The organism is Sinobacterium caligoides (genome assembly GCF_003752585.1).
Classification (GTDB): Bacteria; Pseudomonadota; Gammaproteobacteria; order Pseudomonadales; family Sinobacteriaceae; genus Sinobacterium; species Sinobacterium caligoides.
Map to the genome: position 1 here is coordinate 151,194 of NZ_RKHR01000007.1, position 17,729 is coordinate 168,922.

Annotated in this window: 18 protein-coding genes and 2 tRNA genes; 1 reads left to right on the top strand and 19 read right to left on the bottom strand. The window is 51.6% G+C overall.

The features are described from left to right. The 5 genes from EDC56_RS17120 to EDC56_RS17140 form a co-directional block, all read right to left on the bottom strand. Complete coding sequence (locus EDC56_RS17120) at positions 1–303, bottom strand: urease subunit gamma (RefSeq protein WP_123713798.1); 303 nt, start codon at positions 301–303, stop codon at positions 1–3. A 14-nt stretch (positions 304–317) separates the two neighbouring features. Next, on the bottom strand, positions 318–1,121 hold the full coding sequence (locus EDC56_RS17125; RefSeq protein ID WP_148059443.1) for an urease accessory protein UreD: 804 nt from the start codon (positions 1,119–1,121) through the stop codon (positions 318–320). A gap of 138 nt (positions 1,122–1,259) precedes the next feature. Continuing rightward, on the bottom strand, positions 1,260–1,703 hold the full coding sequence (locus EDC56_RS17130; RefSeq protein WP_123713800.1) for an SRPBCC domain-containing protein: 444 nt from the start codon (positions 1,701–1,703) through the stop codon (positions 1,260–1,262). Positions 1,704–1,866: 163 nt separating this feature from the next. Beyond that, the gene (gene nadA, locus EDC56_RS17135) at positions 1,867–2,904 is read right to left on the bottom strand and encodes a quinolinate synthase NadA (RefSeq protein ID WP_123713801.1); all 1,038 of its coding nucleotides are present in this window, start codon (positions 2,902–2,904) and stop codon (positions 1,867–1,869) included. Between the two features lie 151 nt (positions 2,905–3,055). Then, a tRNA-Lys gene (locus EDC56_RS17140) sits at positions 3,056–3,131 on the bottom strand. A 280-nt stretch (positions 3,132–3,411) separates the two neighbouring features. Here EDC56_RS17140 and EDC56_RS17145 point away from each other — a divergent pair. Beyond that, positions 3,412–3,864: a hypothetical protein gene (locus EDC56_RS17145; protein WP_123713802.1), complete on the top strand. Its 453-nt coding sequence runs from the start codon at positions 3,412–3,414 to the stop codon at positions 3,862–3,864. 90 nt (positions 3,865–3,954) lie between these two features. Here the strand turns inward: EDC56_RS17145 and EDC56_RS17150 are convergent. From EDC56_RS17150 to tsaE, 14 genes are all read right to left on the bottom strand, one after another. Then, positions 3,955–4,030 (bottom strand) — tRNA-Lys (locus EDC56_RS17150). Between the two features lie 136 nt (positions 4,031–4,166). Continuing rightward, complete coding sequence (locus tag EDC56_RS17155; protein ID WP_123713803.1) at positions 4,167–4,970, bottom strand: YbgF trimerization domain-containing protein; 804 nt, start codon at positions 4,968–4,970, stop codon at positions 4,167–4,169. Positions 4,971–4,999: 29 nt separating this feature from the next. Then, positions 5,000–5,515 carry an OmpA family protein gene (locus tag EDC56_RS17160; protein ID WP_123713804.1) on the bottom strand — a complete coding sequence of 172 codons (516 nt, stop codon included), beginning with the start codon at positions 5,513–5,515 and terminating at the stop codon, positions 5,000–5,002. 410 nt (positions 5,516–5,925) lie between these two features. Beyond that, positions 5,926–7,224, bottom strand: coding sequence for an adenylosuccinate synthase (locus tag EDC56_RS17165; protein ID WP_123713805.1), 1,299 nt, complete (start codon positions 7,222–7,224; stop codon positions 5,926–5,928). A gap of 36 nt (positions 7,225–7,260) precedes the next feature. Further along, positions 7,261–8,436, bottom strand: a complete 1,176-nt coding sequence (locus EDC56_RS17170; RefSeq protein WP_123713856.1) for an ATP phosphoribosyltransferase regulatory subunit — start codon at positions 8,434–8,436, stop codon at positions 7,261–7,263. Between the two features lie 30 nt (positions 8,437–8,466). Beyond that, on the bottom strand, positions 8,467–8,655 hold the full coding sequence (locus EDC56_RS17175) for a DUF2065 domain-containing protein (RefSeq protein ID WP_123713806.1): 189 nt from the start codon (positions 8,653–8,655) through the stop codon (positions 8,467–8,469). Between the two features lie 158 nt (positions 8,656–8,813). Beyond that, positions 8,814–9,689 (bottom strand): protease modulator HflC, encoded by an 876-nt coding sequence (hflC, locus tag EDC56_RS17180; RefSeq protein ID WP_123713807.1) that lies wholly within the window; start codon positions 9,687–9,689, stop codon positions 8,814–8,816. Beyond that, positions 9,690–10,838, bottom strand: coding sequence for an FtsH protease activity modulator HflK (gene hflK, locus EDC56_RS17185; RefSeq protein WP_123713808.1), 1,149 nt, complete (start codon positions 10,836–10,838; stop codon positions 9,690–9,692). A gap of 169 nt (positions 10,839–11,007) precedes the next feature. Further along, positions 11,008–12,336 carry a ribosome rescue GTPase HflX gene (hflX, locus tag EDC56_RS17190; RefSeq protein ID WP_123713809.1) on the bottom strand — a complete coding sequence of 443 codons (1,329 nt, stop codon included), beginning with the start codon at positions 12,334–12,336 and terminating at the stop codon, positions 11,008–11,010. Positions 12,337–12,353: 17 nt separating this feature from the next. Beyond that, on the bottom strand, positions 12,354–12,602 hold the full coding sequence (hfq, locus tag EDC56_RS17195) for an RNA chaperone Hfq (protein WP_123713810.1): 249 nt from the start codon (positions 12,600–12,602) through the stop codon (positions 12,354–12,356). A 232-nt stretch (positions 12,603–12,834) separates the two neighbouring features. After that, positions 12,835–13,824, bottom strand: coding sequence for a tRNA (adenosine(37)-N6)-dimethylallyltransferase MiaA (gene miaA, locus EDC56_RS17200; RefSeq protein WP_245980739.1), 990 nt, complete (start codon positions 13,822–13,824; stop codon positions 12,835–12,837). Between the two features lie 57 nt (positions 13,825–13,881). Beyond that, positions 13,882–15,735 (bottom strand): DNA mismatch repair endonuclease MutL, encoded by a 1,854-nt coding sequence (gene mutL, locus EDC56_RS17205; RefSeq protein WP_123713811.1) that lies wholly within the window; start codon positions 15,733–15,735, stop codon positions 13,882–13,884. 55 nt (positions 15,736–15,790) lie between these two features. After that, positions 15,791–17,122: an N-acetylmuramoyl-L-alanine amidase gene (locus tag EDC56_RS17210; protein ID WP_123713812.1), complete on the bottom strand. Its 1,332-nt coding sequence runs from the start codon at positions 17,120–17,122 to the stop codon at positions 15,791–15,793. Positions 17,123–17,239: 117 nt separating this feature from the next. Next, on the bottom strand, positions 17,240–17,716 hold the full coding sequence (gene tsaE / locus EDC56_RS17215) for a tRNA (adenosine(37)-N6)-threonylcarbamoyltransferase complex ATPase subunit type 1 TsaE (RefSeq protein ID WP_123713813.1): 477 nt from the start codon (positions 17,714–17,716) through the stop codon (positions 17,240–17,242). Between the last annotated feature and the right edge of the window lie 13 nt (positions 17,717–17,729).

The following is a 17,729-nucleotide window of genomic DNA, read 5'->3' on the forward strand; positions in this document are numbered from 1 at the left end:
CTATACGATCGGGTTGTGGACGGTGACGAGCTTAGTGCCGTCAGGGAAGGTTGCCTCGACCTGTACGTCGTGAATCAGCTCGGCGACGCCATCCATAACCTGCTCTGCCGTCAAGACTTCTCGCCCCTCACTCATCATCTGCGCCACACTTTTACCATCCCTAGCCCCTTCCATCACCGCACAGCTAATCAAGGCGACCGCCTCCGGGTAGTTGAGCTTCAGACCTCGCGCTAAACGTCGCTCAGCCAGTAACCCTGCGGTAAACACCAGCAACTTGTCCTTCTCTCTCGGATTTAATTCCACGCCACACCCTCATCTCAAGTATTCCAAATTCGTGGGCGGCAGAAGTGCTCACCCCGAAACTCTCTAATCAAGCGCCACAACTGTTCAAATATTTTTCGTGCTGGTTCAGCGTAGTCACCCAAATACCTCGCCACCAACACGCCGCGACGATAACTAAGCGCTAACTGCCCGACAAAAGTAAAGTCAGACAGCTGTTGTCGCCAAAGCTCAATATCGCTATCAGAGCACTCGACAGTACAGTAAAAGGTCCCAAGAACTGTGGCATGATTAAGCCCCCACTTTGCGGTTAGCATTGAAGAGGAACCGGTAAGCCGTGTCTTCTCTATAAGAAGTGGCCGACCACAGCGGGCAATGCGCAAATCGAGTACAATCTCTCCTGCCTCAAAGCTTTCATTACAGCTTGGCCGTGCGAGACAAACAATATCCCAGCCCAGCACATCGGCCCCCATCGCGAGCTCGATACTCGTGCTCAGATCGACTTTCGCACCGCTAAAGATAATTGTCTCTTGGGGTAACCACTCGAGCGAACTTGATTCGGCCTGTTCAATATGAACCCGCTGTGACTGCCGTTGATTGTTTTGTCGTGCACGATAAACCTTGCCCGCAGCCGGCGTCGTTAATAACACTTGCGCAGAGGTGGCTGCTGTAACATCAACCTGCAAGTCATCACCACTAACCATTCCCCCAGGCGGATGCAAAATATACACGTGCGCTCGCCCACCCTCGGGGTAAAAGGGGCGCTGCACACGTAGCGGACCAGCATGATGATTGCGACGCAGGATTGTTTTGTCAGCGGTGTGCTCAAAATGTAGCTGCAAGCTCGCCGACCACGCAGTAGACAAGACACTAACTGAGGCTATAGTTCTAACGCTTGACAAGGTTCCGGCCTTAAATGTTGACTGTTATGTCAACAGTTTAACAGCATCTCGAAGCCGCGTCAGTGTTTCAACATGCCTCTACGAAGTACTCAGTGTCAACGCCCTACGACCAATTGCCGCCGACATCTCGCTGAAGCCTCGCTGCAACTGCCGCCCAACAAACAGCTTAACCACCGGCGAGAACCAACCATTAAGTTCAAAAGTAGAATAATAACAACTCGTACCATCTTCCTTTGGTACGACTAAATGACGCCGATTGCTCGATAACATGCCGAAGGGCATCGCAATACCATAGCTAAGCGACTCCCCTGCTATGTGCTCCAACACCGTTTCCGTCTGTGGCTGAGCCATAAAAGGCATCACCCTAACTTTCATGCGAATAGGGGCGCTCACCACCAGGCTCGACTCACAAGCCACAACAAAAGGGTTCCACTCGCCGTAACGAGGCATATCCGCAATCACCCCCCAGACTACTTCAGCCGGAGCCTTCACCGGTACCTCATGCTTAATCATTATCGCCATTGCAATTACCTGCCTCTGTTAAATTATTATCATTGAGATAGATAAAATTATGGTCGAGCAAGACGCTCTTGTCACCGACTCAGCGTCACCTCTCTGTAGGGCTTACGCAGAAACAAAAAGGCCCCACCAATTGGCGGGGCCCAAGATAGCGCAAAAGGAGCGACTAAGCCTTAAAGTCCAGCATACGCTGCAGCGGCTTCATCGCCGCGAGTCTGAGTGACTCGTCAACACGAATCTCATTGATGCCAAATTCCAATGACTGAGCAAGATTCTGCAGCTCATTCATGCCCATCCAAGGGCAATTAGCACAGCTGCGGCAAGTTGCCCCGCTGCCCGCCGTCGGCGCTATAATGAGTTCTTTATCCGGCACCCCCTGCTGCATCTTATAAAAAATACCCTGGTCAGTCGCTACAATGAAGCGCTTATTGGGCATATCTTTCGCTGCCCGAATAATCTGCGAGGTCGAGCCTGCCATATCGGCAATTTCCACCACAGAGGCCGGTGACTCAGGATGGACCAGCACCGCCGCATCCGGATAGACCTTCTTTAAGTCCAGGATGCCCTGGGCCTTAAACTCCTCATGCACGATACAGGAACCATCCCAACACAACACGTCGGCCCCCGTCTGCTTCTGCACATAACCGCCCAAATGCTTATCTGGTGCCCAGAGTATTTTTTCGCCAAGACTATCGAGGTGATCGACAACCTCTAGCGCAATACTTGACGTCACAACCCAGTCTGCTCGCGCCTTAACCGCAGCCGAGGTATTGGCATAAACCACCACAGTCCGATCTGGGTGCTGATCGCAGAAGGCACTAAACTCATCAATCGGGCAGCCAATATCGAGAGAGCAAGTCGCCTCCAGTGTCGGCATTAATATGCGCTTCTCCGGCGAGAGAATCTTGGCCGTCTCCCCCATGAATTTCACACCGGCTACAATCAAGGTCGCTGCTGGATGGTTTTTACCAAACCGCGCCATCTCTAGCGAATCAGAAACACAGCCGCCACTCTCCTCCGCCAACGCCTGAATAACGGGCGAGGTGTAGTAATGCGCGACGATAGCTGCATTTTTCTCTTTCAGCAGTGACTTGATACGCTCAAGCAAGGCCAGAGTTTGCTCAATATCTTGTCCATCCTCATCCTTAGAGGACAAATATTCACGCACTAAGGCACGGCTATCTTGTTGTTCAATTACAGGCATAACAGCTACATTTTCCGATTAATCACTGCGGTATTATATCACAGCCGCCAGGCAGGCAAAAAGACCAAGCTCATTGCTCGCATCGGCGCCCTATCAAAGCAAGAACTTCAGAAACGAAAAAGGGGAGCCATTATGGCTCCCCTTTCGAGTATGGTGGGTCGTACTGGATTCGAACCAGTGACCAATTGGTTAAAAGCCAACTGCTCTACCAACTGAGCTAACGACCCGTAGACGAATAGTTTAGATATTGAACCAAAACATTCTGTTGCTCAGTTGAGTGGCGGCGATTTTACGCCGCACCCCTACCCTTGGCAAGTTTTTTTTCGACAAATCCAATAAAAACTTTCTACCTACATCAAACCGCCCTCCAAATAAGGGCTAAGCTCTTCTCGTCACAAGATGCACTAGCGTATAGACACGACATACTTAAGTAATATCCACAGTGATAACTCTGTTACGGCTAAAATATACTCCACGTGTACGCCTCAGCAATTTTGGTCTAGAGAGATGAACATATCCAACGCGCTAATTACACTGCTAGTGATACTGCCTGGCGTCGCCCTATCCGCCCCACTGCAATCACTCAACGACCGCGAGAAAGCCTCCTATTGCTCAGGTGTTTTCAGCGAGTTTGCCGTGCAAACATCAATCAATCAGTTTGCCGACCGCAGCCCCGAGCGTGAAGACGACCCCGTTAGCTATAACTTAATCGCCATCGCCAAAAACCTGCAGCTGCGTGCGACCTCGCTATTCAACTTCGGGCAAGACGAGAAGATGCGCAACAATGGCAGACACGATACAGAGAAAACCGCCAAGATAGCCAAGATGGCCGGCATTTCCACCATCAAGCTGATCAATATGGATAATGGCATCCAGCCATGCTTCGAGTTTTACTGGGATCATCGTGCCGAGATAGAAACCGAGTCCTCGCATCTTGTCGCCTACAAAGCCCTGCACTAATCTTAAAGCTCTGGACCACCCTTTCTAGTAGCCTGATAACGAGACAAAAAAAAGGAGCCTATCTTTCGATAGGCTCCTTTTTTAGGAATATGGTGGGTCGTACTGGATTCGAACCAGTGACCAATTGGTTAAAAGCCAACTGCTCTACCAACTGAGCTAACGACCCGCTGTTGGAATGGCGCAGATAATACCGTCTGCTCTTAGAAACACAAGCGATAATTGATAATTTTTATTACCGCCACAGCAGAAACAGAAGAATCTTGCGCAAAAACAATATATCCGAGCTAACCCTCAAGCCAAAATCAATAATTTTGCTGCAAAAAATCTGCCGCCATCTTCAACGTAGAGGCCGAGCCCCCTTTATACTTCACCGGTAACTCTTCGAGAATCTGCTTAGCCTTTGCCTTGTCACCCAGCAGATAATAGGTCTTACCCAGCTTGAACATCGCATCAATGGCCTTACGGTCATTAGGGTACTGCGCCAACAACTGCTCAAAGAGCTGTCTCGAACGCTCCAAGTCAGGCTTCAGCTGATACAGCTCCGCCAGCCAATAGTAGCCGTTGGGCGTATAGCGTCCTGCAGGATAACTCTTTAAGAAGCTCTCAAATGCCGCTGTAGCTTCGGGAATTTTTTGCTGCTTGATTAACTCATAAGCTGCCTTATACGCTTTCTCTTCGCCCGCCTTAGGTGGGCTCTTAGCGACCTCAGTTCTACTATTGCGTGTCACACTGGGCTCTGACGCAGCGCCAGAGTGCGCTCCCGATTGCATCGCCGATAATCGACGATCAATACTTAAGTAATCATCTTTGCGCTGCTGCTGTAGCTGGGTGATGGTATGAGACTGCTCTTCAACAATCCCCCTCAACTGCATCACTTCTTGCTGCAGCTGTTGCACCTGATTAAACAGGCCGCCACTACTTACCTGGCTATCAGCTTTCGGTGCAGGCTCTGCTATCGCACTAGGAGAAGCAGGCGCTATTGCCACACTCGCAGCATCACGCTCAGCAGACAAGTTGTCTATTTTAATTTGCCCCAAAGCAATAGGGGAGTGCATTAGCACTCCCCCACTTAGGGCCAGGACGATCGCGGGTATTCCGTTTTTCATCTGGCTCTCTTATATTTTCTCAGTACTAATTAATCGACGTATTTTAACTCAACGCGACGATTCTGGCTCCAAACGGCATCACCGTAGCCTTCTACTGCAGGCTTCTCTTCGCCATAGCTAATCACTTCGAGCTGTGCACGTGGCACACCCTGGATTGCCAGATAGTTAGCCACAGCCTGTGCACGTCGCTCACCGAGAGCTAGGTTATACTCTGGGCTGCCGCGCTCATCAGCATGACCTTCAAGACGAACAACGCCACTCTTATCACGTAAGAATGCAGCTTGAGCATCCAGACCTGCGCGCATTTCTGCACTCAGTGTCGAGGTATCAAATTCAAACAGGTACACACTCTGTAGCGCAGCTTCTGCCTCTGCTTGAGCAGCGGCAGCGGCAGCGGCAGCATCAGCAGCAGCTTGAGCTGCGGCCTCGGCAGCGGCTTGCTCTGCAGCGGCAGCATCATCAGCAGTCTGAGTTGATGAACAACCTGAAACGAGTGCCATCGCAACAGCAAGACCTGCAGCGGTTTTTAATTTATGTAATGCCATGATCAAAAATCTCATTTTAGAAACGGTTAATAACCAGAATCAGCGTCTCCGTATTAAGAATCACTCATTCTACGTCCTGATGTATACCAAAAATCAAATAGTAAAGTATATTAACATATTACCGCAATAGGGGGTTTACCTAATTTGTAGACTTGCCCTACTTACTTGCTTTCTCGCCCTATCTATAGCGCCTCATTTCGACAAACACTAGCGGCACGTCTCACAAGTTTAGCACTAGTTCAGCATTATTGAGTCAGACTAAAACATGCTCGCCAGCCTTTGCTCTTTTATAGCCCACAGTCCCCACACTCCACCAATACGAAGCACTACAGGGCCGCACCAATTATCCGCACCTACAAAAAAGCCCCGACAACCTGAGTTGGCGAGGCTTTGGGAGTCTAGAGGGTATGCTAGGCCTCGTAGGGGTCTCGCAATACAATCGTTTCAACCCGGTCCGGGCCAGTAGAAACGATATCGATGGGCGCACCGACAAGCTGCTCGAGGCGCTTAATATAAGCAATCGCGTTAGCTGGCAGAGCAGACATCTCTTTTGCCCCGAAAGTTGACTCTGACCACCCTGGCAGCTCTTCGTAGATAGGCGTCAGGGCGGCATATCCTTCGGCGTCAGTTGGCTGACCAATGCTGTTGCCGGACGCATCTTGATAACCCGTACAGACCTTAATAGTCTCCATACCATCCAGCACATCTAACTTGGTCAGGCAGATACCGCTGATAGAGTTAATACGTACTGCGTGGCGCACCAACATAGCATCAAACCAACCACAACGGCGTTCACGGCCGGTGGTTGCACCGAACTCGTGCCCGCGCTCACCCACCCCCTCACCTACATCATCAAACAATTCGGTCGGAAACGGCCCGCCACCTACACGCGTGGTGTATGCCTTAGTGATGCCAAGAACATAATCAAGATACAAGGGCCCCATGCCGCTACCACTTGAAACACCACCTGCCGTGGTATTTGAGGAGGTAACAAAAGGATAGGTGCCGTGATCGATATCCAGCAGCGTCCCCTGAGCGCCTTCAAACATGATGTTTTCACCTGCTTCTCGCAAGTCGTGCAATGTCTGAGTCACATCTTCGATCATCGGGTTAAGCTGCTCCGCCATCACCATACAATCAGCCAGCGTCTTATCGTAATCGACAGCCTCTACCTTGTAGTATTCAGTAAGAGCAAAGTTGTGGTACTCGAGCACCTCACGTAGCTTCTCAGCAAAACGCTCAGGGTATAGCATGTCGCCTAGACGCAGGCCACGACGGGCGACTTTGTCTTCATATGCTGGGCCAATACCACGGCCTGTCGTGCCGATTTTCTTCTGCGCACACTTAGCGGCTTCCCGCGCCTGATCGAGAGCAACATGGTAAGGCAGTATCAGTGGGCAAGCAGGGCTGAGACGCAAGCGCTCACGCACTGGTACATTACTGGCCTCAAGACCTGCAATCTCCTTTAGCAATGCCTCTGGCGAAACCACCACGCCATTACCTATAAGACACTTGACGTTTTCGCGTAGGACGCCCGATGGAATAAGATGTAATACGGTTTTCTTGCCATCGATAACCAGCGTATGACCTGCGTTATGACCACCTTGAAAGCGAGCGACAGCCGCTGCCTTATCGGTTAACAGATCCACTATCTTGCCTTTGCCCTCGTCACCCCACTGGGTGCCAAGTACGACTACGTTTTTGCTCATGGGTACGTATCTCAACGTTGAGTTAAATATGCATCACTAATCGATTGATTCTATGGACCAACGGCCGTCATCATCAACTAATATATGGGTACATTCAGCATTTACGTTCTGCTCAGGCAGACCGCAAATAACAATCTGATTTTGACTGCGTAGCTGTTGCACCTGTTTCCACTGCTCTGCATCCTCACGATAAGGTGCAAAGATAATATCGCCATCAACCTCGACAGACGTTGCCAAGTTTAACAGAGATTTTAATTCGGTTGTAAAGCCCGTCGCCGGGCGGGCTCGGCCAAAAACACGGCCAATATCGTCATAGCGACCACCGTTTGCCACAGCGTAGCCACAACCTGGCGCATAAGCACCAAACACCAGCCCAGTGTGGTAGTGGTAGCCCCGCAACTCCGTCAAATCAAAGTATAAGTTTAACGAAGGGTAGCGACCTTGAATTTTCTCCGCCACACGCTGCAACTCATCGATAGCCTCGATGATTCCCGGGGCAGCACCGGCGAATAAATTCGCCGCACGATGCAGCACAGAGACATCTCCCTGCAGCTTCGACAAGGCCAGCATCTGCTCCCCCAATACCGCGTCATCAATGCAGCGATTAATTACACTCGCTATCTCGTCCGCCGCCTTACGCTGCAGAACCTCAAACAACTCAGTCTCTTCTTCCTCGCTTAGCCCCGCCTGATCGGCGAGCGTACGGAAGATAGCAACGTGACCAAAATCCAAAGTAATATCTGCAATACCGAGACTATGGAGCGTCTCAACCATTAGCGATACCACCTCAATATCAGCGGCGACACTGGCCTCGCCATACAGCTCTGCACCGACCTGTATCGGCGATCGCGAGGCCATCAGCGACTTCGGCTTCGTATGCAGCACGCTTCCCGCATAGCAGAGACGCGTAACGTCATCACTACACAAGCTATGGGCGTCAATTCGCGCCGCCTGCGCGGTAATATCGGGACGAATCGCCATCATACGACCGGTGAGCTCATCGGTCACCTTTACGCTATTGACGTCGATATCGCGCCCCATGCCAATTAACAGGGCATCAGTAAACTCAACAAGAGGCGGGATCACCAGCTGATACCCCCAGCCACGGTACAGGTCCAGTAGTTGACGGCGGATAGCCTCCACTTGCCGAGCTTGTGCCGGCAACAACTCCTCCACACCCTCAGGCAACAACCATCTATCTACTACTGTCATCTCCATCCCCTACTACCTACTTTCGCCATCTTAGCCGCGCACTATTGTTAACAAGACCGCCCCGATCAACATAAAAGAAAGACCAAGCCAGCGCACGGTTGTATCGCGCTGCGCCGCAATTCTCAGTAGCGTTACTCGCCACTGTGCTGGCATCAAGAAGGGCATAACCCCCTCTAGTATCAACACCAGCGAGAGCGCCGTTAACACCTCGACCCACATAACTTAGGCCTCAAAAATCGTGCATAAAAAAACCGGGAATCCCCGGTTGATGAATTCTAACACAGAACCGATCGCTCAAAGAACGTCAATTTCGACATCGGCTGTAAATTATTTCCACTCGGCAGCTAGGCCGAGCAAAAACAACTTACAAATGAGTGTTATTTACCGCCTTTGCTATCACCGAGATACTTAAAGAACTCGCTCGATGGCTCGACCACCATCACGTCCGACTTGTTCGCAAAGCTGCTACGATAAGCCTCTAAACTCCGAACAAAGGCATAGAACTCAGGATCTTGGGTGTAAGCTTTCGCGTAAATCGCAGCGGCAGTAGCATCACCTTCACCCCGCGTCACCTCTGAGTCACGAAAGGCGTTCGCAGCAATAACCGTGCTCTCACGCTCCGCTGCTGCTCGAATCCCCTCAGCCAACTCCTTACCCTTTGAGCGGTGCTCACGAGCCTCTCGCTGGCGCTCGGTATTCATTCGTGCATAGACAGAGTCAGAAACATCTGATGGCAGATCGATCTGCTTGACACGAATATCAACTACCTCGATACCGAGCGTCTTACGTAACTCCTTATCCTGCTTAACGGTTAGCTCTTCCATCAGCTGATCGCGCTGCCCCGAAACCACCTCATGCATTGAGCGTCGACCAAACTCCGCCCGCAAACCATCTTTAACACGTCGACCCAATATATCCTGCGCCCGCATTTCGTCTCCACCTGTCGAGGTATAGAATTTCTCTACATCGATAATGCGCCACTTGGTGTACGAGTCTACGATAACAGCCTTTTTTTCCAGCGTTAGATAACGCTCCGAAGGAGAATCCAGCGTCAGTAAACGCGCATCAAAAATACGCACTGTGTTTACAAACGGCACCTTCACATGCAAGCCAGGCTTCACGTCAGATTGAGATATAGCACCAAAGCGAAGCAAAACGGCCCGCTCAGTCTCTTTTACTACATAAAGCGAATTGGAGACGACAAGCAATAGCAGCGCCAATACCCCAAGAATTAACGGCGATTTATTATTCATTTAACGTCTCTCCCTATTGCTGGTGCGGCGTGACGGTGCATTATCGAGCTGTGCCTGACGGCGCAAGGTTTCGGTGAGGTCTTTCATCTTGCTCTCGCTCATCGTCGCCTTTGCGGACCCCGGCTTGCCATCAATGATTTTATCCAGCGGCAAATACAGCAGGTTATTGCCATTCTCCACATCCATCAGGATCTTAGAGCTCTTACTCATCAACTCCTGCATGGTTTCTATATATAGGCGCTCACGTGTTACCGCCGGTGCACGCTGATACTCCGTCAACAGAGCGGTAAAACGCTGACTCTCACCTTCGGCGCGAGCCACTACCTGCTGCTTGTAGCCGTTTGCCTCTTCAATGACACGCTGTGCGTCACCGCGCGCCTCAGGCACGATGCCGTTAGCGTAGGTCTGCGCCTCATTCTTAACTCGCTCCTCATCTTCCCGCGCCTTGATCACATCATCAAACGCCGCCTGCACCTCTTTCGGCGCCTGGGTGTTGGCGATAGTGACCGTAGTCACTTCAATACCCGTATCGTAATTATCGATGTAGCGCTGCAAGCGCTCCTTAACGTCAACAGCAACCTGCTCACGCCCCTCGGTAAGAATTAGGTGCATCTCGGTAGAGCCTACTACATGACGCAGAGCACTCTCCGTCGCCTGTGCCAGACTGCGTTCAGGGTCACGTACGTTGAGGGCAAACTTCCTCGCGTCCGAAGCCTTATATTGTATCGACAAACTCACTTCGACGATGTTCTCGTCTTCTGTCAACATCAGGGCACTATGCGCGTATGAACGAATGCGCGTAACATTCACTACCTGGCGCTGATCAATCAACGCAGGATTCCAGTGCAGGCCTGGGCCGACAATCTCACTGAACTTACCTAGTCGCAGCACCACAGCCCGATCTTGCTCATCGAGCTTATAGACGCCCGCAGCAAACCACAGACCAAGCACAACAAGGGCAACAAGGGCGAAAACCATACCACTGGCACCCCCGCCCGAGCCCTGTTTGGAGCCGCCGCCACCGCCCATCATCTTGCTAATACGCTCTTGAAATTTGCGCATCGCCTCATCAAGATCAGGCGGACCATTCTTATCGCCACCGCCCCAAGGATCTTTCTGATTGCCACCGCCAGGTTCATTCCAGGCCATTATGACCCTCCATCATATTCAGTTATTAATACTTAGCTAACTTAGCGTTATTACATCGTAAAGACTTTTGCGAAAACAATAGATTACACTTTACGCATCAGCCCGTTATTTTTAGAGTCTAACAGAGAGAGGGCGCTATGCATTAGCACTGTTCGCACATCCAATAGCCCTACAGTCCTTTTTCGTCAACTTCCCACTCTTCACGCGGCATGGTAACACCTAAACTAGCAGGTTCAATACCTTCGACACTCAACATCTTCAGCAACTCGAAGCGAGGCATCCTCACCTCGATATCGATACTACCATCGTCAGTGTAAACCTCCGTCAAGACAGCTGAGGACTCATGCAGCTTAGCACGTAATCTGGCATATTCCGGCGCTAAAGATATGGTCTGATGCAATAAATCAACCGACAATAGCTCAGAAAGCGCCAAGGGCAATAGATCCAAACCGGCACCTGTTTGCGCCGATAACCATACCCTCTCCGGCACTCCCGCGGCATCACGATCGATACGCGGCTCCATACCTGGCATCAAATCTATCTTGTTGTAGATCTCTAGTCGCGGTAGCGAATCCGCCTCTATCTCCACAAGCACATTCTCCACCTGCTCGATATTGGCCAAGCGTTCCTCACTCGCAGCATCAACCACGTGCAACAAAAGCTCTGCAGAAGCAGCCTCCTCTAACGTGGCCTTAAATGCGGTGACAAGGCGGTGCGGCAAGTGGCGAATAAAACCAACTGTATCGGCCAGCACAGTCGCCCCGACGCCCTGCAGCTCAATTCGCCGCATGGTCGGATCCAACGTGGCAAACAGCTGATCTGCCGCGTAAATCTCGGCATTCGTCATGGCGTTAAACAAGGTCGACTTACCCGCATTGGTATAACCAACGAGAGAGACCGTTGGAATATCGGCACGGGAGCGAGCTCGCCGCCCCTGATGACGCTGCTTTTGCACCTTAGCCAAACGACCATTAATGTATTTGATGCGCTCACGCAACAACCGCCGATCGCTCTCCAGCTGTGTTTCACCCGGCCCACGTAGACCAATTCCCCCTTTCTGTCTTTCAAGATGGGTCCAGCCGCGAATGAGCCGTGTCGACATGTGCTGTAACTGAGCAAGCTCAACCTGCAGCTTACCTTCGTGGGTACGTGCGCGTTGAGCAAATATATCAAGGATCAACCCCGTACGATCTAGTACACGGCACTGTAACTCCGCCTCAATATTACGCTCTTGGGAAGGGCTTAGCTGATGGTTAAAGATCACCACCTCGGCACCGTGCAACTGTACCGCCTGGCGAATTTCTTCTAGCTTCCCTGTACCAACAAAAAAGCGCGGCGTTGGCAGCTTACGCTGCCCCAACACATAGGCGACAGGGTCTCCACCAGCAGAGAGCACAAGCTCTTCAAACTCACGTGGATCTTCTCTCTGCGCATCTTGCGCAAAGTCGATATGAACCAGCACTGCCAGCTCACCATATTCCGGCCGCTCAAAAAACAACGACAGTTACCTCGTTATTATTCTTCGCCTTCTTCACCCTGTGGCACCTGCATAGGGATGCGCACTGGACGTGCCGGAACCACTGTAGAAATTGCATGCTTATAAACCATTTGGCTAACTGTGTTCTTTAACAGAACAACAAACTGGTCAAATGACTCCACCTGCCCCTGTAGCTTAATACCGTTCACTAAGTAGATAGAAACTGGTACGCGCTCCTTACGTAGGATATTCAAGTAAGGGTCTTGTAGCGTATGCCCCTTTGACATATTTTCACTCCTAAATGCTCAAACCGAGCCAAATGTATAAGTAAAGGATCTAAGATCCGATGTGAGACCTAAATTAAAGTAGCTATCCAGCTAACGCGCCAATCGTTAAAACACTATCGACGCCGATTACCCTGCGTACGGCCATAACCCATGCCAACTACCAATAGAACATTGTACTATGAATTCGTTATATCGACGAACATGGTGCAAGTATTATTAGCTTTTGTATAGCCTATATTTGACCTACTTGGTATTTTTTCAAGTATGAAATTGCCGCTTCTATCACACTTTCACCACGTTCCAAATCAGGATGATACAAATGCCTACCGCCCTCGTCGGTATGCAGCCAGTGTACCTTTTGCCAGCTACGCAGCCAAGTCAACTGTCGCTTGGCAAGCTGTCGGGTAGCAATAATGCCGCGTTCGATAGCCTCATCGGCACTAAGCTCTCCCTCGAGGTGCTGCCACATTTGCCGATACCCCACCGCTCTTATGGCAGGCAAGTCCGCATGCAAGTCGCCCCTCTGGTACAACTTTTCGACCTCGTCCTTGAACCCTAGTTCCAACATTTTATAAAAACGTCTCGCAATCCTTTCGTGCAATACCGAACGCTGCTGCGGTGCGATCGCCATCTGCAGCGGCCGAAAGGGCAAGTCGTCTGCGTAGCAGTCTCCCTCACTCTTCTGGCTGCCGCTATTTTTCTGCTCTGCCAGCCAAGCCGTCATGGTCTTTCCGGTAGCGCGATAAACTTCTAACGCACGTTCAACACGCTGCGCATCATTAGGCTGCAGCCTAGCTGCTGCTTGCGGGTCGACCTCAGCTAATTGCTGGTGAATATAGGGCCAGCCACGTAGCCGTGCCTGATGCTCAAGATCTGCCCTGATTGACGGGTCCGCTGGCGGCAGTTCTGCAATACCGAAGAGCAAGGCACGAAAATACATCATCGTACCTCCGACCAGCAGGGGAATTCTGCCCGCCGCTTGTATATCGGCAACCTCACTCAAGGCGTCGGTACGAAACTTTGCTGCCGAATAGCTCTCCGCCGGATCCAAAAAGCTAATCAGTCGGTGTGGCGCCTGTGTCAACTCCTCTTGGTTAGGCTTAGCCGTACCAATATCCATGCCACGATAGACCAGCGCAGAATCAACACTAATAATTTCGACGGGGAGCCGCTTACGCAACTCAATCGCCAAGTCAGTCTTACCCGAGGCAGTAGGCCCCATCAACATAATCGCCGGTGGCGGCAGATCTTTCGCTGTCACACATCCCCCTGAAACAACCTAACGGCCGCGTAAAAATAATTTATCGAGCTCCTGCATACTCATGCTGCTCCACGTCGGCCGACCATGGTTACACTGACCGCTACGCTCCGTCTGCTCCATGTCGCGTAACAAAGCGTTCATTTCGGGAATCGTCAAGCGCCTATTAGCTCGCACCGAACCATGACAGGCCATTGTCGATAGTATCTCATTGATGTGCGCCTCAATACGATCACTATTGCCAAACTCCGTTAAATCGCTCAACACCCCCCGTAACAACTGCTCGACATCGCCGGCCGCTAGCATAATCGGCACCTCTCGAATCACCAGCGACTCATCACTAACACGCTCAATACCCAGCCCCAGGCTCGCCAACAACGGCTGATGCAGATCACTACACTCCGCCTCACTCACACTCACAGAAACCGCCAGCGGCACCAGCAGTGGTTGCGAACGAATACCATCACCCGACCAAGACACCTTCATCCGCTCATAGGTAATACGCTCATGTGCCGCATGCATATCGACCACGATAAGCCCGTCAGCACCTTCAGCCAAGATATAGATACCTTTCAACTGCGCCAATGCATAACCCAGCGGCGGTATTTCACCGCCCACCTCAACACCTTGCTTCTCGTCTACCGCGTTAGATTGCGCCACGAACGAGCCCGGCGAGCTACCATGCAGTTGATTATAACCATTCACCTGCTCTCGAACCTGGCTCGGCGACTGCGGCCTAGGCTCTCGCAGCTCCATCACCGCCTGGCCGGCAAAAACCCCCCGTGAGGCAGGCGTCAACGTGGCTTCGCGAGCCGTCACCTCTGCATCGGTACGTTGCTCACGTTCTTGAGCTGCGTGCAGGTGGTCTTTCGGCCCCACATCAGCAAGCGCCCTATGCAGACTGCTAAAGAGAAAGTTATGCACCGTACGACCATCACGAAAGCGCACTTCGTGTTTCGTCGGATGAACGTTCACATCGACCACTTTCGGGTCAACCTCTAAATACAACACAAAGGCACTGTGTCTACCACCATACAACACATCGCGATAGGCTTGCTTGATCGCATGCGCGACAAGGCGATCACGTATCACCCTGCCGTTAACAAAGAAGTACTGTAAATCGGCCTGACTGCGCGAAAAAGTAGGCAACGCGACCCAACCGTGCAGGCGCATACCCACGGCTTCCGTATCAATGTAGACGGCGTTTTCCATGAAGGCTGGTGAACAGATCGAGGCCACACGGCGCTCCCGCTCCGCCAGCGAAGTCGCCTTCCTCAAGGCGTGAATCACTCGACCGTTATGCGTCAACTGAAAGCCAATATCAAAGCAGCCTAGCGCCTGACGCTTAATGACCTCCTCCAAATGACCAAACTCGGTCTTCTCGGTACGGAGAAACTTCCTTCTCGCCGGTGTATTGAAAAACAGGTCTTTGACCTCGATAGTTGTGCCCAGGGGGTGAGCAGCCGGCGTTAATTCGACCTCCATCTCTCGCCCACTACTCGAGGCACACCAACCCGCCCCACTACCGGAGCTATTCGAGGTAAGCGATAGCCGCGATACAGAGCTAATAGAGGCTAGAGCCTCCCCACGAAAACCGAGAGTTACTACACCCTCGAGGTCGTCCAAAGTATTAATCTTACTTGTAGCGTGGCGCGCTAACGCTAGAGGTAAATCCTCCTCGGAAATACCGCAACCGTTATCACGGACACGCATGCGTTTAATGCCGCCAGCATCGACCTCTACATCAATCTTATCTGCCCCCGCGTCGAGACTATTTTCAATCAACTCCTTGATCACAGAGGCAGGGCGTTCAACCACCTCTCCTGCCGCAATTTGGTTCGCTAGCCGTGGACTAAGTGCATGTATCTCTGCCATAAAATCACCGGCGGCGCTTTGCGCACCGCCAACTCCTATCGAAAGTGTTTATCCGCTACGATGCTGGGATATTCAAGTGCTGACCGATACGAACAACACTACTGGACATATTATTATACCGTTTAAGCGAAGACACGCTTACCCTATAACGCTGCGCAATACCACTCAGCGTGTCACCTGCCACTACCGTGTAACGCTTAGAGCGGCCACTCATCTTCGCGGCCAACAAGGTGCCAGAAGGCGGATGAGCAGTGAAGTACTGATCGATACCTTTAAAAATTGCCTGGGCCATTTTACGCTGGTAACTCCGCGTCGCCAGCTTCCTCGCCTCAGCAGGGTTAGAGATAAAACCCGTCTCAACAAGAATTGACGGAATGTCGGCCGACTTCAACACAGCAAAACCTGCCTGTTCAACCCGCTTACTGTGCAAATGCGCAAAACTTCCGACACCACGCAAAACTTTGCCGCCAACTTTTAAACTAGCATCCAGATTCGCCGTCATCGACAAATCAAGCAGTACCCCTGCCAATACATCGTCTTTATCTGACAGCGTCACCCCGCCCGCCAGGTCGGCGCGGTTCTCCCTGTCTGCTAGATGTCTCGCCATCGCCGATGTCGAGCCACGCTGCGACAGGGCAAAAACTGAAGCTCCACGCGGCTTTGGGCTCGAGAAGGCGTCGGCATGAATAGACACAAACATGTCAGCACGCTGCTTGCGGGCGAGCGCCGGGCGCTGGCTTAAGCCAACATAGTAGTCCCCAGTACGAGTCAGAAACGGGCGATAACCCGGCTGCTGTTTAAGGATTGCCTCGAGCTGCTTAGCAATGGCAAATACCACCTTCTTCTCTTTAATGCCGCCGGGCCCCGAGGCCCCAGGATCCTCGCCACCATGACCTGGGTCGATGGCGATAATAATGTCTCTCTTGCCATTGACACTTGGCTTTTTCACTTCGACCTTAGCTGTCGCTCGATCATAAAGATCGATCACTAGACGGTCGTTTAAATTGTCGTCTGCACGCAACAAAAAACTGCGTGGTTTAACCCTTTCCTTTAAATCTAGGACGATACGTAGATCATGCTTATCCTTTACTGCAGAACGAATACGCTTGATCGGTGAGGACGCCAAATCAAGCTTCGCTAGCACCGAGCTCGACTTCAACCGCCCCCCCTTAATATCGACAACTAAACGATCCGGCGAGGACAACGTCAACAGGCTATGCTCTACCGGTGCACTCAAATCTAAAACGAGGCGGGTGCTATCAGGCGCACGCCAGATACGCGCACCAACGACGTCGCTTGCCTGCGCCGTACAAGTCAGCAACAATAAAGCAGTAACACACAATACGGACCACCAACGTGGCCCCTGACTATCGCTCTGAGCGGGCATCGATACTCCTCATATTACGACGAACTCATTCGGTAAGACCGCTTAGACTAACGGAACTGCGTAATGAAACGCCAGCGAAGAGAACAATAAAGCCACGATCATCACGACATCGGCAACTCATATCAAATCAGACCATGCACGAGCCAGCGCAGCACCGCGCTCACTCAACGCCCGCCACACCAACTCACGACCCATTCCAGCCAAGTTGAGGGTCAATTCTATATCCGCTCGCTGCAGCACCCCTTGCCCCCGAACCGGCCATTCGATCAAACACAAACTCCTCGGCGTGAAGTAATCACGAATCCCCATATATTCGAGCTCTTCCGGGTCACCAAGTCGATAGAGGTCGAAATGGTAAACATCGACACCGCTAAACTCGTAGGGCTCAACCAGTGTATAGGTTGGACTCTTTACCGCCCCCCTGTGGCCAAAGCCTGTAATTACACCGCGACTAAACGTCGTCTTGCCCATGCCGAGCTCGCCACACAGATACAGGACCACCCCGCGACAATCACAGCGAGAAAGCGCGCCGCCAAGCTGCAATAGCTTCAACTCATCGGGCGCCAAAAAACTACCGGCTATTAACTCACTCATTCCACATCCAACC

Coding starts and splice junctions, on each gene's coding strand:
- hfq (WP_123713810.1), bottom strand. CDS start 12,602: ATGTCAAAGGGGCATACGCTACAAGACCCTTACTTGAATATCCTACGT.
- EDC56_RS17210 (WP_123713812.1), bottom strand. CDS start 17,122: ATGCCCGCTCAGAGCGATAGTCAGGGGCCACGTTGGTGGTCCGTATTG.
- miaA (WP_245980739.1), bottom strand. CDS start 13,824: ATGGGGCCTACTGCCTCGGGTAAGACTGACTTGGCGATTGAGTTGCGT.
- EDC56_RS17130 (WP_123713800.1), bottom strand. CDS start 1,703: ATGGCGATAATGATTAAGCATGAGGTACCGGTGAAGGCTCCGGCTGAA.
- EDC56_RS17175 (WP_123713806.1), bottom strand. CDS start 8,655: ATGTGGGTCGAGGTGTTAACGGCGCTCTCGCTGGTGTTGATACTAGAG.
- hflC (WP_123713807.1), bottom strand. CDS start 9,689: ATGAATAATAAATCGCCGTTAATTCTTGGGGTATTGGCGCTGCTATTG.
- EDC56_RS17145 (WP_123713802.1), top strand. CDS start 3,412: ATGAACATATCCAACGCGCTAATTACACTGCTAGTGATACTGCCTGGC.
- EDC56_RS17170 (WP_123713856.1), bottom strand. CDS start 8,436: ATGACAGTAGTAGATAGATGGTTGTTGCCTGAGGGTGTGGAGGAGTTG.
- EDC56_RS17165 (WP_123713805.1), bottom strand. CDS start 7,224: ATGAGCAAAAACGTAGTCGTACTTGGCACCCAGTGGGGTGACGAGGGC.
- EDC56_RS17160 (WP_123713804.1), bottom strand. CDS start 5,515: ATGGCATTACATAAATTAAAAACCGCTGCAGGTCTTGCTGTTGCGATG.
- nadA (WP_123713801.1), bottom strand. CDS start 2,904: ATGCCTGTAATTGAACAACAAGATAGCCGTGCCTTAGTGCGTGAATAT.
- EDC56_RS17155 (WP_123713803.1), bottom strand. CDS start 4,970: ATGAAAAACGGAATACCCGCGATCGTCCTGGCCCTAAGTGGGGGAGTG.
- mutL (WP_123713811.1), bottom strand. CDS start 15,735: ATGGCAGAGATACATGCACTTAGTCCACGGCTAGCGAACCAAATTGCG.
- hflK (WP_123713808.1), bottom strand. CDS start 10,838: ATGGCCTGGAATGAACCTGGCGGTGGCAATCAGAAAGATCCTTGGGGC.
- tsaE (WP_123713813.1), bottom strand. CDS start 17,716: ATGAGTGAGTTAATAGCCGGTAGTTTTTTGGCGCCCGATGAGTTGAAG.